The organism is Anaeromyxobacter sp. Red801 (assembly GCF_049201065.2).
In the GTDB taxonomy this organism is placed as follows: Bacteria; Myxococcota; Myxococcia; order Myxococcales; family Anaeromyxobacteraceae; genus Anaeromyxobacter.
In genome coordinates, this window is the sequence record NZ_CM181236.1 from 896333 (window position 1) to 910346 (window position 14014).

Here is a 14014-nt window from a genome sequence, read left to right on the forward strand (position 1 = left end):
GCATCCCGGAAGGATCTACTCGGTGCGCCCCCCGCTGAGACGGCGTTCTCGGCCAGAACCGGAGCGCGTCAGCGGGGGGAGCTTTCGGGACAGGGCACGCGCCACGGTCGAGCGCGGAATCTTCACTGCCACGGCGATCTCGCGAACCGTCCGCCCCGCGGCAGCGAGGGTTTGGATCGTTCGATGCTCCGCGGGCGATACGCGCGTCGGCCGCCCCCACGCTCGCCCTTCGCTTGCGAGGCGCTCCCGGGCAGCTTCGATCCGGTCGAGTAGCGCAAGGCGCTCCATCTTCGCCGCCCACGAGATCACCGCGAGGATCACTTCGGCGGCAGGCCCGTCGAGTGAGAACCCGTCGGCGATGCTGACGACTTCGACGCCGCTCGCCCGCATCTCTTCGATGATTTCGAAAGTGTCCCGAACGCCACTTCTGGCGAGGCGATCCAGCCGGAACACGTACAGGCGACGAAACAAGCCGCGCCGCGCGTCTTCGCGGAGGCGCTGAAGCTCGGGTCGCGCCAAGGTCCGGGCGCTCTTCTTCTCGGCGTACCAGAACGCGATCTTGTCGCCCCGGGCCTTGGATGCGCGTTCGAGCGCGGACCGCTGGCTCGCGTGGTCCTGCGCGCGACCCGAAACACGGATGTACGCCGCAGCCACGGCGGTCTGCTTTGAGCGCATCAGAAGGGACGCTGAGTCCCGAGCACGCCAAAGGCAACCTTAGCCCGGAATGCGTCACTGTCAGGGAGTGGGTGTAGAGTCGCCGGGCGACCGAGACCGGAGCAACCCGATGACCACTGCGCACAACCAGGCGACGCCGAATCCTCTTCAGGAGTTTGTCGGGTGGGTGAAGGCCAACCTCCGCGGCGACGAGAAGTCAGAGGCGCAGTTGTTCCTTGAGCGGCTGTTCCAAGCGTTCGGGCACAAGGGGGTTGCGGAAGCTGGCGCGCACTTCGAGGAGCGCGTCAAGGGTACGGTCAAGGGGAAGAAGAAGAAGAGCACGACGTTCGCGGATCTCGTCTGGAAGCCGCGCGTCGTGATCGAAATGAAGGCCGGTGGCGTGAAGCTCGAACGCCACTATGAGCAGGTGTTCCACTACTGGGCGCACCTTGTCCCCAATCGCCCGCGCTGGGCAGTCCTCTGCAACTTTGACGAGTTCTGGATCTACGACTTCGAGCGGATGGTCGAAGAGCCGATGGACATCGTCTCCCTTGCGGAGTTGCCGCAGCGGAGTGCAGCGCTGGCGTTTCTTCGGCCTGAGTACGATGAGCCAGTCTTCGAACTGAATCGACTTGCAGTAACCCAGGCCGCCGCAGACTCTCTCGCTCAGGTTTTCAACAGCTTAGTCAAGCGGCGCGTTCCGCAGGAGTCAGCGCAGCGGCTCGTCTTGCAGAGCCTCGTCGCGCTCTTCGCGGAGGATCTTAGGCTCCTCCCTCCGGAGTTGTTCACGCGCGTCTTGCAGGAGAGCGTCGAGAGCAAATCGCCGTCCGAGCGCGCGTTTCAGCTAATGGGCGAACTGTTCACACAGATGAACAGCCGGATCCCTGCGCCGAGCGGCCGGTTTCAGAAGGTGCAGTATTTCAACGGTGGTTTGTTCGCCCGCGTCGAGCCGATCAAGCTCACCTCGGCCGAGCTACACGCGCTTCGGGAGGCATCTCTTCAGGACTGGTCGAAGGTCAGTCCCGCGATCTTTGGGTCTATCTTTCAAGCCAGTCTCGGAAAGGCGCAGCGGCACGCGTACGGCGCTCACTTCACGAGTGAGTCGGACATCCTGAAGGTGGTGCTTCCCACCGTCGTTGCTCCGTGGAGAGAGCGCCTGGCGGCGGCCAAGACGCTCGAAGCACTGGTGGCACTACGAAAGGACCTGCTGAAGTACCAGGTCCTCGATCCGGCATGCGGTAGCGGAAACTTCCTCTACGTCGCGTACCGTGAGTTGAAGAGGGTCGAGACCGACCTTGTAACGAGGATTCACCAGGAGTTCTCGGGCAAGCGCGCGAAGTCCATCGGAGCGGGGCATCTCAGCGTCAAGCAGTTCCACGGCTTCGACGTGCTGCCCTTCGCGGTCGAGCTTGCCAAGGTGACTCTGTTGCTTGCGAAGGAATTGGCGATTGTTGAGACGCAGGAGGCACTCGGGGACGCTCAGGGCCTACTTGAGATCGACCCGGCGCTGCCGCTAGAGAACCTCGACGGTAACGTGCGTTGCGACGATGCGCTGTTCGCCAAGTGGCCTTCTGTCGATGCGGTCATCGGGAACCCGCCGTACCAGTCTAAGAACAAGGCGCAGCGCGAGTTCGGGCGGAAGTACCTGAACCGCGTTCGCGCCGCGTTCCCAGATGTTCCCGGCCGTGCAGACTACTGTGTCTACTTTTTCCGCAAGGCACATGACCAACTGAGGGCGGGCTGCCGAGCAGGACTGGTCGGAACGAATACGATTCGTGAAAACGAGTCGCGCGAGGGAGGGCTCGACTACATCCTGCGAAATGGCGGAACGATCACCGAGGCAGTCTCGACGCAGGCGTGGTCGGGCGACGCTGCCGTCCACGTCTCAATCGTGAACTGGGTCAAGGGTGACGCCCGTGGTCGCAAGAAGTTGTGGGCGCAGGCAGAAAATGGTGAGTGGACGATCACGGAACTCGATGAGATCAACTCCGCCCTGAAGGACCGGATCGACGTCGCTTCTGCCGACACGCTCAAGGCGTGTGCGAAAGACGGACTGTGCGCGCAGGGGCAGACGCAGGGCCACGACGGCTTCTTGATGCCTGCGCCGGAAGCGCGGGAGTTGCTGAAGGGGAAGCCCGCTTTCCGTGCGGTCCTTTATCCGTTCCTCATCGGCGACGATCTGCTCGATAGCGGGCAGCCAACACGGTACGTGATCGACTTCCACGGGTTGAGCATCTTCGAGGCGCAGAAGTATGCCTCGCTTTTTCAGCGCGTGAAGCGAGAGGTCCTCCCGGACAGGGAAGAGGCAAAGGCGAAGGAGGACGCCCGTAACGCGGAGGCGTTGAGAGACAACCCAGGTGCCCGCGTCAACAGGCACCATGCGAACTTCCTGAGCAAGTGGTGGGTGCTGTCGTACGCTCGCGCTGAGCTTGTGAACGTACTTGCAGCGCTTCCGCGCTACGTCGCGTGTTCGCGTGTAACGAAGCGCCCGATCTTCGAGTTTGTCGAGACAGCGATTCGACCGAGCGATGCGCTGCAAGTCTTCCCGTTCGACGACGACTACACGTTCGGGATCTTGCAGTCTGGCATTCACTGGCAGTGGTTCACTGCCCGTTGCTCTACCCTCGAAGAACGGTTCAGGTACACGTCCGACACCGTCTTCGACTCTTTCCCCTGGCCGCAGCACCCTTCGCTTGCGCATGTGAAGGCTGTCGCTTCTGCCGGAGTGGCGCTTCGCGAAGTCCGGCGAAAGCTGATGAAGTCAGGCGGCTACGGGCTGCGCAGGCTGTACCAGCTTGCAGAGCAGCCTGGCAGGAATGACCTAAAAGACGCGCAAGAGCGTCTTGATGCCGCCGTGATGGGGGCCTACGGGTTCAGCACGAAGAAGCCAGTGCTTGGATCCCTGCTCGCACTGAACCACGAGCTTGCGAAGCGCGAGGCGCAAGGAAGAGCAATCGTCGGTCCCGGACTGCCGCCCGATGTGAAGGATCGCTCCGTCTTCGTGAGCGGCGACTGTCTCCGCGTGGACTGATTCGTCGCGAATCAGCCGTAGACCTTCTCGCGGCAGCGCCCGACGGCGTCCTCCGCGGCGATCACCTTCCCGAACTCGCGCGCGATGCGCCGCGCTTGCTCTTCGTCGTCGGTGGAGACCTCGACGCGCACCACGATGGCGTCCTCTCCGTCTTCCACGCGCGTGAGGCACGCGCGGCTCATCGTCGGCTTCGTCTTCTTCGCCCTCGGATCACCCCTTGCGCGTCGTAGTGCGCTTCGTGATCCGGCGCGTGACTCGGGGCTCCTCCTCGCCGTCGTTCTCGAACTCCTCTTCGAGAAGCTCCTCGTCGGCCTCTTCCTCCGGGCCGAGGTCGTTGTCCTCGAACGTCTCGGTGACTCTGCGGACCAGTCTGGGGGCCATTATTTCCTCCTTGTGCGGGCGGTGCGCCGCGAGTGTCGCGGCGGAGTGGGGGCTTCCTCGAACAGCGACCGCAGTTCGAGCGGGTCGAGCGGCTCCTCGGAAACGGGAACGCGGAGAGAACCGAGCGGTGAGGGGCTGCGTTCGTCCTCCCGCTCGTACTCCTCGACCGTCGTCGTGCGCCTCACCAGCCGAGACATGCGCCCTCCGTTCCGAGCAAGACGCTCGTGCCGATGGGCGCACTCAGGTAGTGCCGCGCCGCAGATCGGCGTGACCCGGTGTCCGCTCGATCCGCTTGCGCAGGCGCGCGGCGTACAGCCGCCGTCGCTCGACCGTCGGAGTGAGCCGGAGGGCCCTCGCGATCTTCGCGGCGATGGCCGTGAGCGTGACGCCGCGTTCCCGGATGCGGACAACGAGCGCCGTCGTGCGGGCGAGCGCCTTCCGGTGCTGTCGGCGCCCGACTCGGATGAAGGCGCGCCACCGGCGCTCGGCGCGCACTGCCTCCGTTAGAGCGACGAGAAGGTCGGGCGGTACGCTACTCAAGGACGGGCTCCCCTTGTTCGCTCCGAGCCTTCGCTGTTCCGGGAAACCGTGTTGCGCCGTGCGCGACCGCCGTTGCGCGGTGGGGGGCGATGCCGCCCGCGCGGCGAAAAGCGCCGCTAACGGTGAACATCGGCGAACACTGGCGAACAGCCGAACTCGGTGAGGCTGCGGGCGTCACTCGCGATCTCCTGACCGCGGTGCGTCGGGCAGGAGACCGAGGCCGCGGGCTGCCTGCTCGGCTCTGTCGAGCGCAGCACGGGCGGCGGCGAGCGCCCCGCGTAGAGCGATGCGCTCGGCCCTGCGCCGCTCCACGGTCGCGCGGCGGCGGCACTCGGCACCGCAGTACCGGGCGCCGCGCCTGATGCGACCCCGAGCGGTTCGAGGAACCGAACGGCCGCAGCGGGCGCACGCGCGCGCGCTCCGACTGGCCCCGCCTTCCGGTCGTGGTGGGGCGCAGATCGCGTGCGGCACGGCCGCGGAGGCGCTCGGAGCGGCACTCCGGGGCGGCATCACGACCGCACCCGCAGCAAGAATGCGTCGAAGTCGGTTTTCCGAACCCGGATGGAACCAGAGATGCGAACGAACGGCAGCTCGCCTTCGGCGGTAAGCCGGTACGCAGTAGCACGGCTGACCGCGAGCATGCCCGCGACCTCGCGCATCGTCAGGAGCGGCTCCACGACAGAGAGTGCGTTCAGGGCCGCACCCCATGCCGCACCCCGCTCCGTCGCCGTGGTGCTACGCGGTGCCGTCCCTTCCGCGTGCGCCGCAGGTGACCGCCGAGGAGTTACGCGAGCTTGCGAGACCGTGCTCTTCGGTGCGACCTGGTCCACCGTGGCGAACTCCGGTTCGGGACCAAGGGGTCGCAGGTTCAAATCCTGTCTCCCCGACATTCTAAGTACCTGACGGCTCAGGGGTTCTTCGTGGACCCCTGGGCCGTCTCCTTAATGTCTCCCAACACTTCCCGGTTCAGCAACTCGATCGCGGCGGACTTCGCCGCGGGCGAGAGGTGCATGTAGCGCATCGTCGTGGTCAGGCTGGTGTGCCCGGCCAGCTCCTTGATCGCGAGCGCCGCCGCGTTCTGCATCGCGAGCCGCGAGCAGAACGTGTGCCGCAGGACGTGTAGAGCGCCGGTCGGCTTGAGGCCCGCTCGCCGCTGCGCCCGCCGCATCCACTTCGCGAGGAGCACCGCCGTGACCTTCTCTCCGAGGAGCACGAGCAGCTCGATGCGGGGATCGATCTGGCGTGCGGCCTCGACGAGGCGTTCGTAGACGGGCGGCTCGTAGAACCCGACCGTCGGGACCGTCGTCTTGAGGAGCTTGAACGTACAGGGGACGGCGCTGAGGACGCCCCATTCCTTCGCCGCCTTGAGCATCGTGCTCAGCGTCACGAGCACGTTGTTCACGGTCTTGGGGCTCAGGTCCTTGAGCGCGGCCTTGAGCTTCGCGACTTCGGAGTCGCGGACCTGATCCAGCGTGCGGGGTCCGAGCCGCTCCTTCAGGTAGTAGTCGTAGACGACCTTCTTCTGCGCGATCGTCGAGGGCTTGAGGCGGTTCGCCTCGCAGTACTCCTCGACGTACCGCGGCCAGAACGCGTCGAGCGTCGGCACGCGGGCGCGCGTCTCCTCCTTCCCCTCGAGCGCGCCGAAGCGAGCGACGTGAGCCGCCCGGTCCTCGGCGAAGCGCTTCGAGTCCGCCTTGCCGGACAGCGGCGACTTCTTGCGCTCCTCGAAGCGCTCGCCGTTCGGCAGGACCGCTTGCGGGTATCCGAGACACTCGCAACGTAGACGTCTTTCCGCTCAACGACGAGATGCTCAAGCTCTCCGTTGAGCTTTCGTTTCGCGACCTGCGGGACCTCGGCATTAAGCCGTTCGATCAGGCTGTGCTCGCCGCGGTTCTGCGTCGAGCGGATGAACTGACCGGTGCCGAGCCGGATGCAACGTTCGCGTTCTGCGAGCGGGACGGAGATCTTCAGCCCTGAGACAAGAACGCGAACCCGCGCCAACCCCTCGCGGCGCTATACGATCGCCGTAGAATCTGGGTGTACCCTGATTTCGACATGTCAGGTAAGGAGCCGCCGCCGGGGTGGCCGCCAGCGTAAGCAACGCATTGCGACGGCGCTCTGTCGCGCGCCGTTGGGGTCGAGGCTCACCGCAATTCGAATCGAAGAGTTCCGGGCACCGGCGCGGTGACGCGCCAAGCAAGGTTACGGTTCTCGCCGTCGTCTTTCTGGAGCACGTCCTCGAAGAAATCCGTGGAGATGCTTCCATATGTCGTGGCGTCTCGACTTGCGAGGTACGCCTTCAGAACCGCAGTCGTGGTCGTTACCGGCATCTGCTTCTGCCCGACGAACTCTTCTACGAGGGTCCAGAATCCCTTCTCCATGTTTCGCCTCCTGAGGACGCATCACCGCTGTCGGTCAGTACAGTGTAATCACCCGGAGTCTGCGCTCTGCTGGAATGTATTCGAGCGCGCACACGGTCCTCGCTCCAGCGAACTCGGCAACGACGTTGAACTTAAGCGTGGTTCCGTCAGCGGACCTGGCGAGGCGGTATATGTAGTTCGCCTCGACTTTAGCGCGGATCTGCCGGGCGAATTCCTGCGGATCGAGTTCGTGTAGGCCTGCCGATTCAAGCGACCCGCGTTTGTGGGTACGTAAGTACTCGAGCTTCGACGGTTCAAGGACTACGTCGAAGCCTCGAAGCGCGAGCGGCGCCGGCGTGAGCGCATTCAGAGAGAAGTGGATATCGAGTTCGCCTTTGAGAACTGGGCGCTCGATCTTGTACGAAAGAAAGGGCCCATACAGCATCGCGGGCACACTTCTCACGGTGAAGCCCAGCGTAGCGAACTCGAACAGAGATAAGTCCACATCCTCGCTGTCATCTCGGTCATCCTCGTGGGCTCGAAGGATGATGCGTCGATGTTTGATGCACTCGCGAACGAGCGTTGTGGCGAGGCATGCCTTGAGCGGGCTCGCGAGCGTGAGGTCGAGGTACCCAAGGTAGAACGACGACTGCTGAAAAGTGGCATGCAGTCGGGCCGTGGTCGTGGGCGTCAGGTGGTTCAAATACACGAAGTACAGGGTGTCGCCGCGGCCGCCGAGGCAGCTAGGGAGCGAGGCCACGCACGAGCGTGACAGCTCCGCCCACTCTGCGAACGATCCGCGAGAGGGTAGCCAGTCGCCGCACAAAACGCTGTGCGTCGAGTCACGATCGAGAAGAGGCAGTATCGTGCGGATGGCCTCTCGGCCGTAGAGTGAAGAGTGGCATTCCGCCGAATCGAAGACGAAGGCGTGCTCGTCGCGATCGATGGACGGCGTGAGCGCGGGGCGAAGTCGCTCGTACTCGATGCCTTTGGATGACAGCGCGGCGCGAAGCCGTTTAAGTAGAAGGTGGATCAGAGCGAATACATGGTCATCGCTTAGTTCGAAGTGCTTCGCGGTGACTTCGAGAAAGACGTTGGACCGAGCTTCGAGCGTGTGAATCGTGTCGAATGCGAACGGCAGTAGCTGGGTCATCGCATTCGCTCCCCGAAGATCGGTCCATCCTCTTCTGACCTGCTGTGACCGCGACTCGCTACGGGCAGTTCTCGCGAGGGCTCTTCCGGGGACATGCGCTGACGCCGTTTCGCCCGGCTCTCACCCCGAGTCCCTCACCGCAGTTCGTAGCCGACAAGCAACTCGGACAGTCGGATGAACCCGCTGACCCAAGTCCAAATCGGGATCGTGCCGTTGGCAACCAGACTGTCAGAAGGCGGACCGTCAGGTAGCCGATACCTATCGCGCGTGTGTGCGTGATTGCGCACCAGGATCTCGCTCATCCCCTTGTACAGCTTCTCCTCGGAAGTCTGGGCCTTCAACAGTGACGAGATCAGGCCGGGGAGCATCGCGATAGCTCCAACGTCTGCTCCCGGAGGCGGATTCTTCGACAAGCTGTCCGACCATCGAGACAGCGTAAGGGCCATCTTCTTGCAGGCATCGCGAACGCGGATGTCGTGTCGATACCGTTCCGTTACGTGCGGCAGCGCGATAAGGTCTTTCAAGTGCTTCTCGAGCGCGGCCGCGCGCGCACGACATTCATCGTTGGCAGCTCCAGGAGCCCAGTCCTTGGCGTCGTGCTTGCGGAGCAGCCTGGTGGCGCCGACGACGGCGGGCGCTTCGGAGAAGAGCGAGATAAGTTCATCCCGCTCCATGGCTTCGAGCATCGCGAGCGCTGGCTGGTGCGACCAGGCGCGGAGCCTCAGGATGCTCCGCGCCAAAGTTAGTCCGATTGCGTACACTCCGCGTTTGTATTCATCGAGGCGCAGCTGCGCCTCAGGGACGCGTGCCCCGTGCGCGTGTGCGCTGCGTATCTCGTACGCGCGGCATGCCCATGCAGTGACCCCTGCCCAGAACTCAGGAGGGAATGCGTCTGCTCCGAGTTCCGACTTGAGGCACGCTACGAGGTGTTCGTTCCTGGGAATCACAAGGGTCTTCGCGAATCGTGGAGGCCGCGCGAGCTGATACAGGATCTCGCGTCTCGTATGGACGTCGAGGCCGTGAGCGCGCCTCCTTGCGCGTGCCCAGCGGATCGTGGTCGCCCAGTCCTGCGAAACAGTCTTCGTCGTGGTGCGTGGAAACGCGAACAGTGACTCGAACCCGGACCACAGCGCTTCGATGTCGTCCTCATCGGACGAGAAGTACGGCGTTTCGAATCGGGCTCGATGGAAGTATCCGAGCGCAGTCATGATCGACTCGCCGGAAGGCTTCGACAGTTCGGGAACTACGTAGTTCAGGAATTCCTCCATCTGGTGCTTCAAGAACCGAAGCGGACGGAGGTAAGGGGTCGGAAAAATGCGCTCCGTTTCGGGATCCGTGAGCGCGCGTGTGAACTTACTGGTTCGTACGAACGTGTAGTCGAAGCCGGTTGCAGCGGGGTCACGCGGCGCACTCCAAGCTTCGAACAGCCAGCGGTCGGCGCCCGGCTCTCCCCGTAGCCACGCTGCGCTTGAGAGGGCCACTACTGCGTCACGGAAATCCCCCAGCGGGGCCGCTGACTTGTCGCGCCGTGAGAGGAGCGAGGCTCGTTCGCCAACCGGACGCCCGCGCTCATCGACGTACATCTGAAGGAACTTGGTGTGGTCGTGGCCGAATATCGAGACCCAGTGTCTGGGTGTGTTCGGCCACAGCACGAACGGATCGAGATCGACCACCTCGTCTCGGTCAACGGAGATGTACGGGAAGACGGCGAAACTTGGATGAGTTCTAGGCGTCTTCACGGCGTCCTCTCATGGCACCAGGTGGCTAGCGCGCGGGAAGCGTAGAAGACGCCCAGCTTCTCCTCAATGTCTCTCAACTTCGGGGGCTACGGCGGGGAGAGCTGGGGCACGGTGGGGCACAGGATCGAACCCGGAACCGGCTGTCTGGACAGGGAAAACGACGAAAAGGCGTGGGTCGTCGCGTGGTTGTCCGAACGGCGCCGGTCGGGTTCAAATCCTGTCTCCCCGACTTTCGAAGCCCCCGGATCTGCAGCGTAACTGGGGGCCCGGGGGCTTCGTCGTTACGGTTCGTGATCGGACCGCGCCACGGGAGCGCCACGCCGCTGACCGCGGAGTCACGATCCGTGCAGCCTTGGACGTGCGTGCGAGGTGGGGCGCCGAGCATCAGCGGGCCGTGACGATGCTGGGCTCGCCGTCCGAGTTCCGCTCGCAAGACGCATCATCTCGGACGAGATGAGTGCGACGCGCGGTCCTCATGCGGATGCGAGCCGTGAACCATGGTTGACTCCAGTGTGAACCATGGTTAACGTGGTGAGGTGCCGGCGATCTTCACCACCCCCGTCTTCGACAGGTGGTTCGAGCGTCTCCGGGACCGGAAGGCGGCCGCACGCATCCAGGCACGCATCGACCGTGCAGAGTCCGGGAACCTGGGCGACTGCAAGCCGGTGGGCGAGGGCGTGTCGGAGATGCGGATCGACTACGGCCCCGGGTATCGCGTGTACTTCCTGCAGCGAGGAAGCGAGGTCGTGATCCTGCTGGTCGGTGGCGGAAAAGCGACGCAGGCGAAGGACATCGAGCGGGCGAAGGAGCTGGCGAAACAGGTGTAGGAGCAACCGATGGCAGGCAAGCTCAAGCTCAAGAAGTGGGACTCGGCAGCGCACCTCAGAACGGAGGCGGACATCGCCCGCTACTGGGATGCCTGCCTCGAGGAGGGCCGCGACGATCCCGGCTTCATCACGACGGCGCTCGGGAACATCGCCCGTGCGCGTGGGATGTCCCAGCTCGCACGGAAGACGGGCCTGTCCCGCGAAGGGCTCTACAAGGCGCTCTCGCCGGGCGGGAACCCCGAGTTCGGCACCGTGATGAAGGTCATCCGGGCGCTCGGCCTCGAGCTCCGGGGCGCGGCGGCGAAGGGGTGATCGAAGGGGCGTCGCCGCGTCAGCGCGAGCCCGGCGAGGTGCTCGTCGAGCGCGGACAGCGGAACCCTGATCTGCAGCCCGACGCGTCGTCACCGAAGCTGGCCGGTTTCACGACGGAAGCGAGCCATGGCGTCCTCCGTCGAGCGCTTCGACGGCGGGTCGGCGTCTCCAGGCTCGCCTCCGCGTGAGGTAACGCGGGCCACGGCCCCGCCTCGCGCGCCTGCCCGCCCTATCCGCCCGCGGGCGAGGGCAGCCTCCCGAGCGCGACGAGGCACGCGACGGCGTGGTAGGTGCTCGGCGGCGTCGTGCCGAGGCCCGGCCGCGGGCCGTAGCCGCCGTTCTCCGCGACGTACAGGCTGGAGACGAACCGCTCCACCTCTCCGCGATTGACGAGATCCAGGCGCCCGAGGTCCGCGAGGGCGGCCAGCACGTGCGCCTCCTCCTCCAGCTCGGGGGGCGAGGTGAACGTGCCCTCGCGGAGCCGCCCGGAGTACCGGGAGCCCTGGAGGTAGGCCGCGACGGCGGCGGACGTCGCTGCGTCGAGGGCGCCCGCGAGCTTCAGCGACCGCACGGCCATGAACGTCGCGACCGGGGACGAGGTCGCGCCGCGCCGGAGCGCGAAGCCGCCGTCGGCGGCCCGGTGCGAGGCCACGAAGGCGGCCGCGCCGGAGCGGTCCACGCGATCGAGCGCGCCGAGGAGCTCGAGCCCGGCGAGCGCGTGGTACGTGGTGCCGAGCGATGCGCCCGCCTCGCCCGCGCGGCCGCGGAAGCCCCCGTCCCGCGCCTTCAGCGACGCGAGGAACTCGACGGCGCGCGGGCGGTCGATCGCGTCGAGCGCGCCGAGGAGCGCGAGCGTGCGCAGCGCATAGAGCGTTGCGACGACGTGCGACTCGCCGGTCCCGGGCGTGGCGGTGAAGCCGCCGTCGCGCGCCTGGCAGGAGCGAAGGTACTCGACCACCTGCGCGCGGAGCTCCGGCGAGACCGCTCCGCCGAGCGCGCGCGTGGCGTACAGGTTGTAGAAGGCGAACGACGGCGACTCCGGGAACCGGTCCCATCGGTCGCGCCGCGCCCACTGCTCGAGGTACCCGAGCGTCTTCGCTCCGTCGGGCGCGCCGCCGGCGGCCGCGCCTCGCGCCGGGTTGCCCAGGCGCGGGGGACCGAGCCGCACCAGCACGCCAAGCAAGCCCGCCCACACCACCGCCACAGCCACCGAGACCATCACGACCCGTCGGGTCATCGGAACCGCCTCCGTGTTTCGAGAGAGACCGTGGAAAGGCGCGGTCGCGGGAGGCACGCGCCCCCCGCGACCGGCTCCCGTCACGCCGCTAGTGCGGCGGCACTCCCCAGGACGACGACTTGCCGGTGTGGCACGTGTTGCACACGCCGATCGCCCGCGCGTCGTTCTGCAGCGCGATGTTCTGCACGTTGTCCTTGGCGAGCGTCGACGGGTTCAGCCCGTGCGGCGAGCCGTGGCAGGACGAGCAGAGCACCTTGTCGAACTTGTGGCCGCTCGAGTTCAGGTACTTGCCGAAGATGCCGAGCTTGAGCGAGTTCGGGTCGGTCGAGGACAGCTCGCCGTACTTGGGTCCATGGCACTGCCCGCAGGTGGGCAGCGTCTGCTCCGACCACGGCTGCGCCATCTGGTTCTGCGCGATCCGCTGGTTCAGGTCCCCGTGGCAGTCCGTGCACCAGATCGGCTGACCGCTCGCGTTGGTCTTCTGCGTGTGCGTGTCGCGGTAGCAGTTCACGTTGTTGCCGGGGTGGCAGTCGTAGCAGTTCTTCGCGATGTTCGCGTCGTACGACGTGAGCACCGCGGAGCTCTGCGCGTGGAACCGGTGCAGCACGTCGGAGAACGAGTGCTGCGAGACGCGCACGTCGGCCTTCGTGAACGTGGCGCCCGCGAGGATCTGGTAGTTCGGGTAGACGCTCGCGAACCCAGGCGCCTGGCTCTCGCCCATCGCGGGATCCCAGTGGCACACCGAGCAGCGGATGGGGCCGCCCACGCCGTCGCCGTCGGGATCGAGCTTGGAGAAGTCGATCCCGGCGTCGCGCGCGTGCAGCATGCCCATGGTCTCGAACGACCCCGCCGGCGTCGCGGGCTTCCCGTACTCGCCCGCGAGCTTCACGTGGCAGTTGCAGCAGCCGCCGAAGGCGACCGGCACCGTCACGTCGTCGCTCGCCATCACGTTGCCGGTCGCGGTCTCCACGACCTTGATCCGTCCGGTGAGGTACGGCGTCCGCTGCGGCCCGCCGAGCGGGTCCGTCATGATGTCCGTCGACGTCCCCGTCACGACGGGATAGGCCGGGATGCCCGCCTTCTCGAAGTAGGTCGTCGCCGCCGTGGTCTTGAGGTCCATGTCGCCGCTCAAGGTCGCGCCCGTGAGCCCCTGGATGCGGCCGTCGGCACGCACCGGCTCGAAGCCCGGGAAGATCTTGGGGGCGTTCTGGATCCAGTTGGCGAAGTACGGGTCCGCCTTCAGGCCCGCGTCGGTGTTCTCGACGACGTCGTAGGTCACCTTGTACTGGCTGCTCGCGCCGAGCAGCACCGGGTCGAGGCTCCCGGTCTGGAAGACCTGGGCGCGGAGCGTGTTGTACGGCGGCAGCAGCATGAAGGTGCTGAAGCTCGGACACGCGCAGTGCATCCCGAGGTCGTTGCTCGCCAGGATCTTGAAGCCCGGCGTGCCGCCCGGGCTCCTCGCGGCCTGCGTCGTCTCGGCCATGCCGCCATCGGTCGCGCCGCCGCAGGCCAGCGCGGCGGCGGAGGCGATGAGGACGGCGAGGGTGCGTCTCGTCATGTGCATCCTCCCAACGTTCGTTCGTGATCGCTGGCGCCGGCGCACCGTGCGCAGACGCCGGCGAGCGCGCACACGTCCCCCGCTCGGTGCGAAGCCCGCGCGCACGACGCGCCCGGGCTCCGAACCGTGCCGCATCGCGGTCGCGTCGCCTGGGAGTCACATGAGCAAGGGGCACGCCATGGGGTGTATGCCCCGTCGTTTCGCGAGGTTCGGGCGCCGGCG

At 65.9% G+C, this 14014-nt stretch carries 15 protein-coding genes; 4 read left to right on the forward strand and 11 right to left on the reverse strand.

Going from position 1 to position 14014, the window contains the following annotated elements:
* Positions 1–15 precede the first annotated feature (15 nt).
* Positions 16–675 (reverse strand): recombinase family protein, encoded by a 660-nt coding sequence (locus tag ACOQFB_RS04130; RefSeq protein WP_421608719.1) that lies wholly within the window; start codon positions 673–675, stop codon positions 16–18.
* 109 nt (positions 676–784) lie between these two features.
* Here ACOQFB_RS04130 and ACOQFB_RS04135 point away from each other — a divergent pair, with 109 nt between their 5' ends.
* Positions 785–3685, forward strand: coding sequence for a DNA methyltransferase (locus ACOQFB_RS04135; RefSeq protein ID WP_421608720.1), 2901 nt, complete (start codon positions 785–787; stop codon positions 3683–3685).
* 11 nt (positions 3686–3696) lie between these two features.
* Here the strand turns inward: ACOQFB_RS04135 and ACOQFB_RS04140 are convergent, their stop codons facing one another.
* The 5 genes from ACOQFB_RS04140 to ACOQFB_RS04160 form a co-directional block, all read right to left on the reverse strand.
* Positions 3697–3843 (reverse strand): hypothetical protein, encoded by a 147-nt coding sequence (locus tag ACOQFB_RS04140; protein WP_421608721.1) that lies wholly within the window; start codon positions 3841–3843, stop codon positions 3697–3699.
* A 52-nt stretch (positions 3844–3895) separates the two neighbouring features.
* Entirely contained in the window at positions 3896–4066 is a 171-nt protein-coding gene (locus tag ACOQFB_RS04145; protein WP_421608722.1) for a hypothetical protein, read from the reverse strand.
* A gap of 240 nt (positions 4067–4306) precedes the next feature.
* Positions 4307–4561: a hypothetical protein gene (locus tag ACOQFB_RS04150; protein ID WP_421608723.1), complete on the reverse strand. Its 255-nt coding sequence runs from the start codon at positions 4559–4561 to the stop codon at positions 4307–4309.
* Between the two features lie 554 nt (positions 4562–5115).
* A complete protein-coding gene (locus ACOQFB_RS04155; RefSeq protein ID WP_421608724.1) occupies positions 5116–5283 on the reverse strand; it encodes a helix-turn-helix domain-containing protein in 168 nt (55 codons plus the stop codon).
* A gap of 230 nt (positions 5284–5513) precedes the next feature.
* Positions 5514–6212 carry a tyrosine-type recombinase/integrase gene (locus ACOQFB_RS04160; protein ID WP_421608725.1) on the reverse strand — a complete coding sequence of 233 codons (699 nt, stop codon included), beginning with the start codon at positions 6210–6212 and terminating at the stop codon, positions 5514–5516.
* A gap of 200 nt (positions 6213–6412) precedes the next feature.
* Here ACOQFB_RS04160 and ACOQFB_RS04165 point away from each other — a divergent pair, with 200 nt between their 5' ends.
* Positions 6413–6583, forward strand: a complete 171-nt coding sequence (locus ACOQFB_RS04165) for a hypothetical protein (RefSeq protein ID WP_421608726.1) — start codon at positions 6413–6415, stop codon at positions 6581–6583.
* Between the two features lie 167 nt (positions 6584–6750).
* Here ACOQFB_RS04165 and ACOQFB_RS04170 read toward each other — a convergent pair whose 3' ends face one another.
* From ACOQFB_RS04170 to ACOQFB_RS04180, 3 genes are all read right to left on the reverse strand, one after another.
* A complete protein-coding gene (locus ACOQFB_RS04170) occupies positions 6751–6987 on the reverse strand; it encodes a hypothetical protein (RefSeq protein WP_421608727.1) in 237 nt (78 codons plus the stop codon).
* A 34-nt stretch (positions 6988–7021) separates the two neighbouring features.
* Positions 7022–8119, reverse strand: coding sequence for a hypothetical protein (locus tag ACOQFB_RS04175; protein WP_494492465.1), 1098 nt, complete (start codon positions 8117–8119; stop codon positions 7022–7024).
* 134 nt (positions 8120–8253) lie between these two features.
* Positions 8254–9858, reverse strand: a complete 1605-nt coding sequence (locus ACOQFB_RS04180) for a hypothetical protein (RefSeq protein ID WP_421608729.1) — start codon at positions 9856–9858, stop codon at positions 8254–8256.
* A gap of 536 nt (positions 9859–10394) precedes the next feature.
* On the opposite strand from ACOQFB_RS04180, the gene ACOQFB_RS04185 reads away from it, so the two are divergent.
* Entirely contained in the window at positions 10395–10685 is a 291-nt protein-coding gene (locus ACOQFB_RS04185) for a type II toxin-antitoxin system RelE/ParE family toxin (protein WP_421608730.1), read from the forward strand.
* A 9-nt stretch (positions 10686–10694) separates the two neighbouring features.
* The gene (locus ACOQFB_RS04190) at positions 10695–10997 is read left to right on the forward strand and encodes an addiction module antidote protein (protein WP_421608731.1); all 303 of its coding nucleotides are present in this window, start codon (positions 10695–10697) and stop codon (positions 10995–10997) included.
* A 229-nt stretch (positions 10998–11226) separates the two neighbouring features.
* Here the strand turns inward: ACOQFB_RS04190 and ACOQFB_RS04195 are convergent, their stop codons facing one another.
* Together ACOQFB_RS04195 and ACOQFB_RS04200 are read right to left on the reverse strand one after the other, a co-directional pair.
* Positions 11227–12234, reverse strand: coding sequence for a prenyltransferase/squalene oxidase repeat-containing protein (locus ACOQFB_RS04195; RefSeq protein ID WP_421608732.1), 1008 nt, complete (start codon positions 12232–12234; stop codon positions 11227–11229).
* An 88-nt stretch (positions 12235–12322) separates the two neighbouring features.
* Complete coding sequence (locus tag ACOQFB_RS04200; protein ID WP_421608733.1) at positions 12323–13792, reverse strand: hypothetical protein; 1470 nt, start codon at positions 13790–13792, stop codon at positions 12323–12325.
* Between the last annotated feature and the right edge of the window lie 222 nt (positions 13793–14014).

Coding starts and splice junctions, on each gene's coding strand:
- ACOQFB_RS04130 (WP_421608719.1), bottom strand. CDS start 675: ATGCGCTCAAAGCAGACCGCCGTGGCTGCGGCGTACATCCGTGTTTCG.
- ACOQFB_RS04200 (WP_421608733.1), bottom strand. CDS start 13,792: ATGACGAGACGCACCCTCGCCGTCCTCATCGCCTCCGCCGCCGCGCTG.
- ACOQFB_RS04165 (WP_421608726.1), top strand. CDS start 6,413: ATGCTCAAGCTCTCCGTTGAGCTTTCGTTTCGCGACCTGCGGGACCTC.
- ACOQFB_RS04190 (WP_421608731.1), top strand. CDS start 10,695: ATGGCAGGCAAGCTCAAGCTCAAGAAGTGGGACTCGGCAGCGCACCTC.
- ACOQFB_RS04175 (WP_494492465.1), bottom strand. CDS start 8,119: ATGACCCAGCTACTGCCGTTCGCATTCGACACGATTCACACGCTCGAA.
- ACOQFB_RS04195 (WP_421608732.1), bottom strand. CDS start 12,234: ATGACCCGACGGGTCGTGATGGTCTCGGTGGCTGTGGCGGTGGTGTGG.
- ACOQFB_RS04170 (WP_421608727.1), bottom strand. CDS start 6,987: ATGGAGAAGGGATTCTGGACCCTCGTAGAAGAGTTCGTCGGGCAGAAG.
- ACOQFB_RS04145 (WP_421608722.1), bottom strand. CDS start 4,066: ATGGCCCCCAGACTGGTCCGCAGAGTCACCGAGACGTTCGAGGACAAC.
- ACOQFB_RS04135 (WP_421608720.1), top strand. CDS start 785: ATGACCACTGCGCACAACCAGGCGACGCCGAATCCTCTTCAGGAGTTT.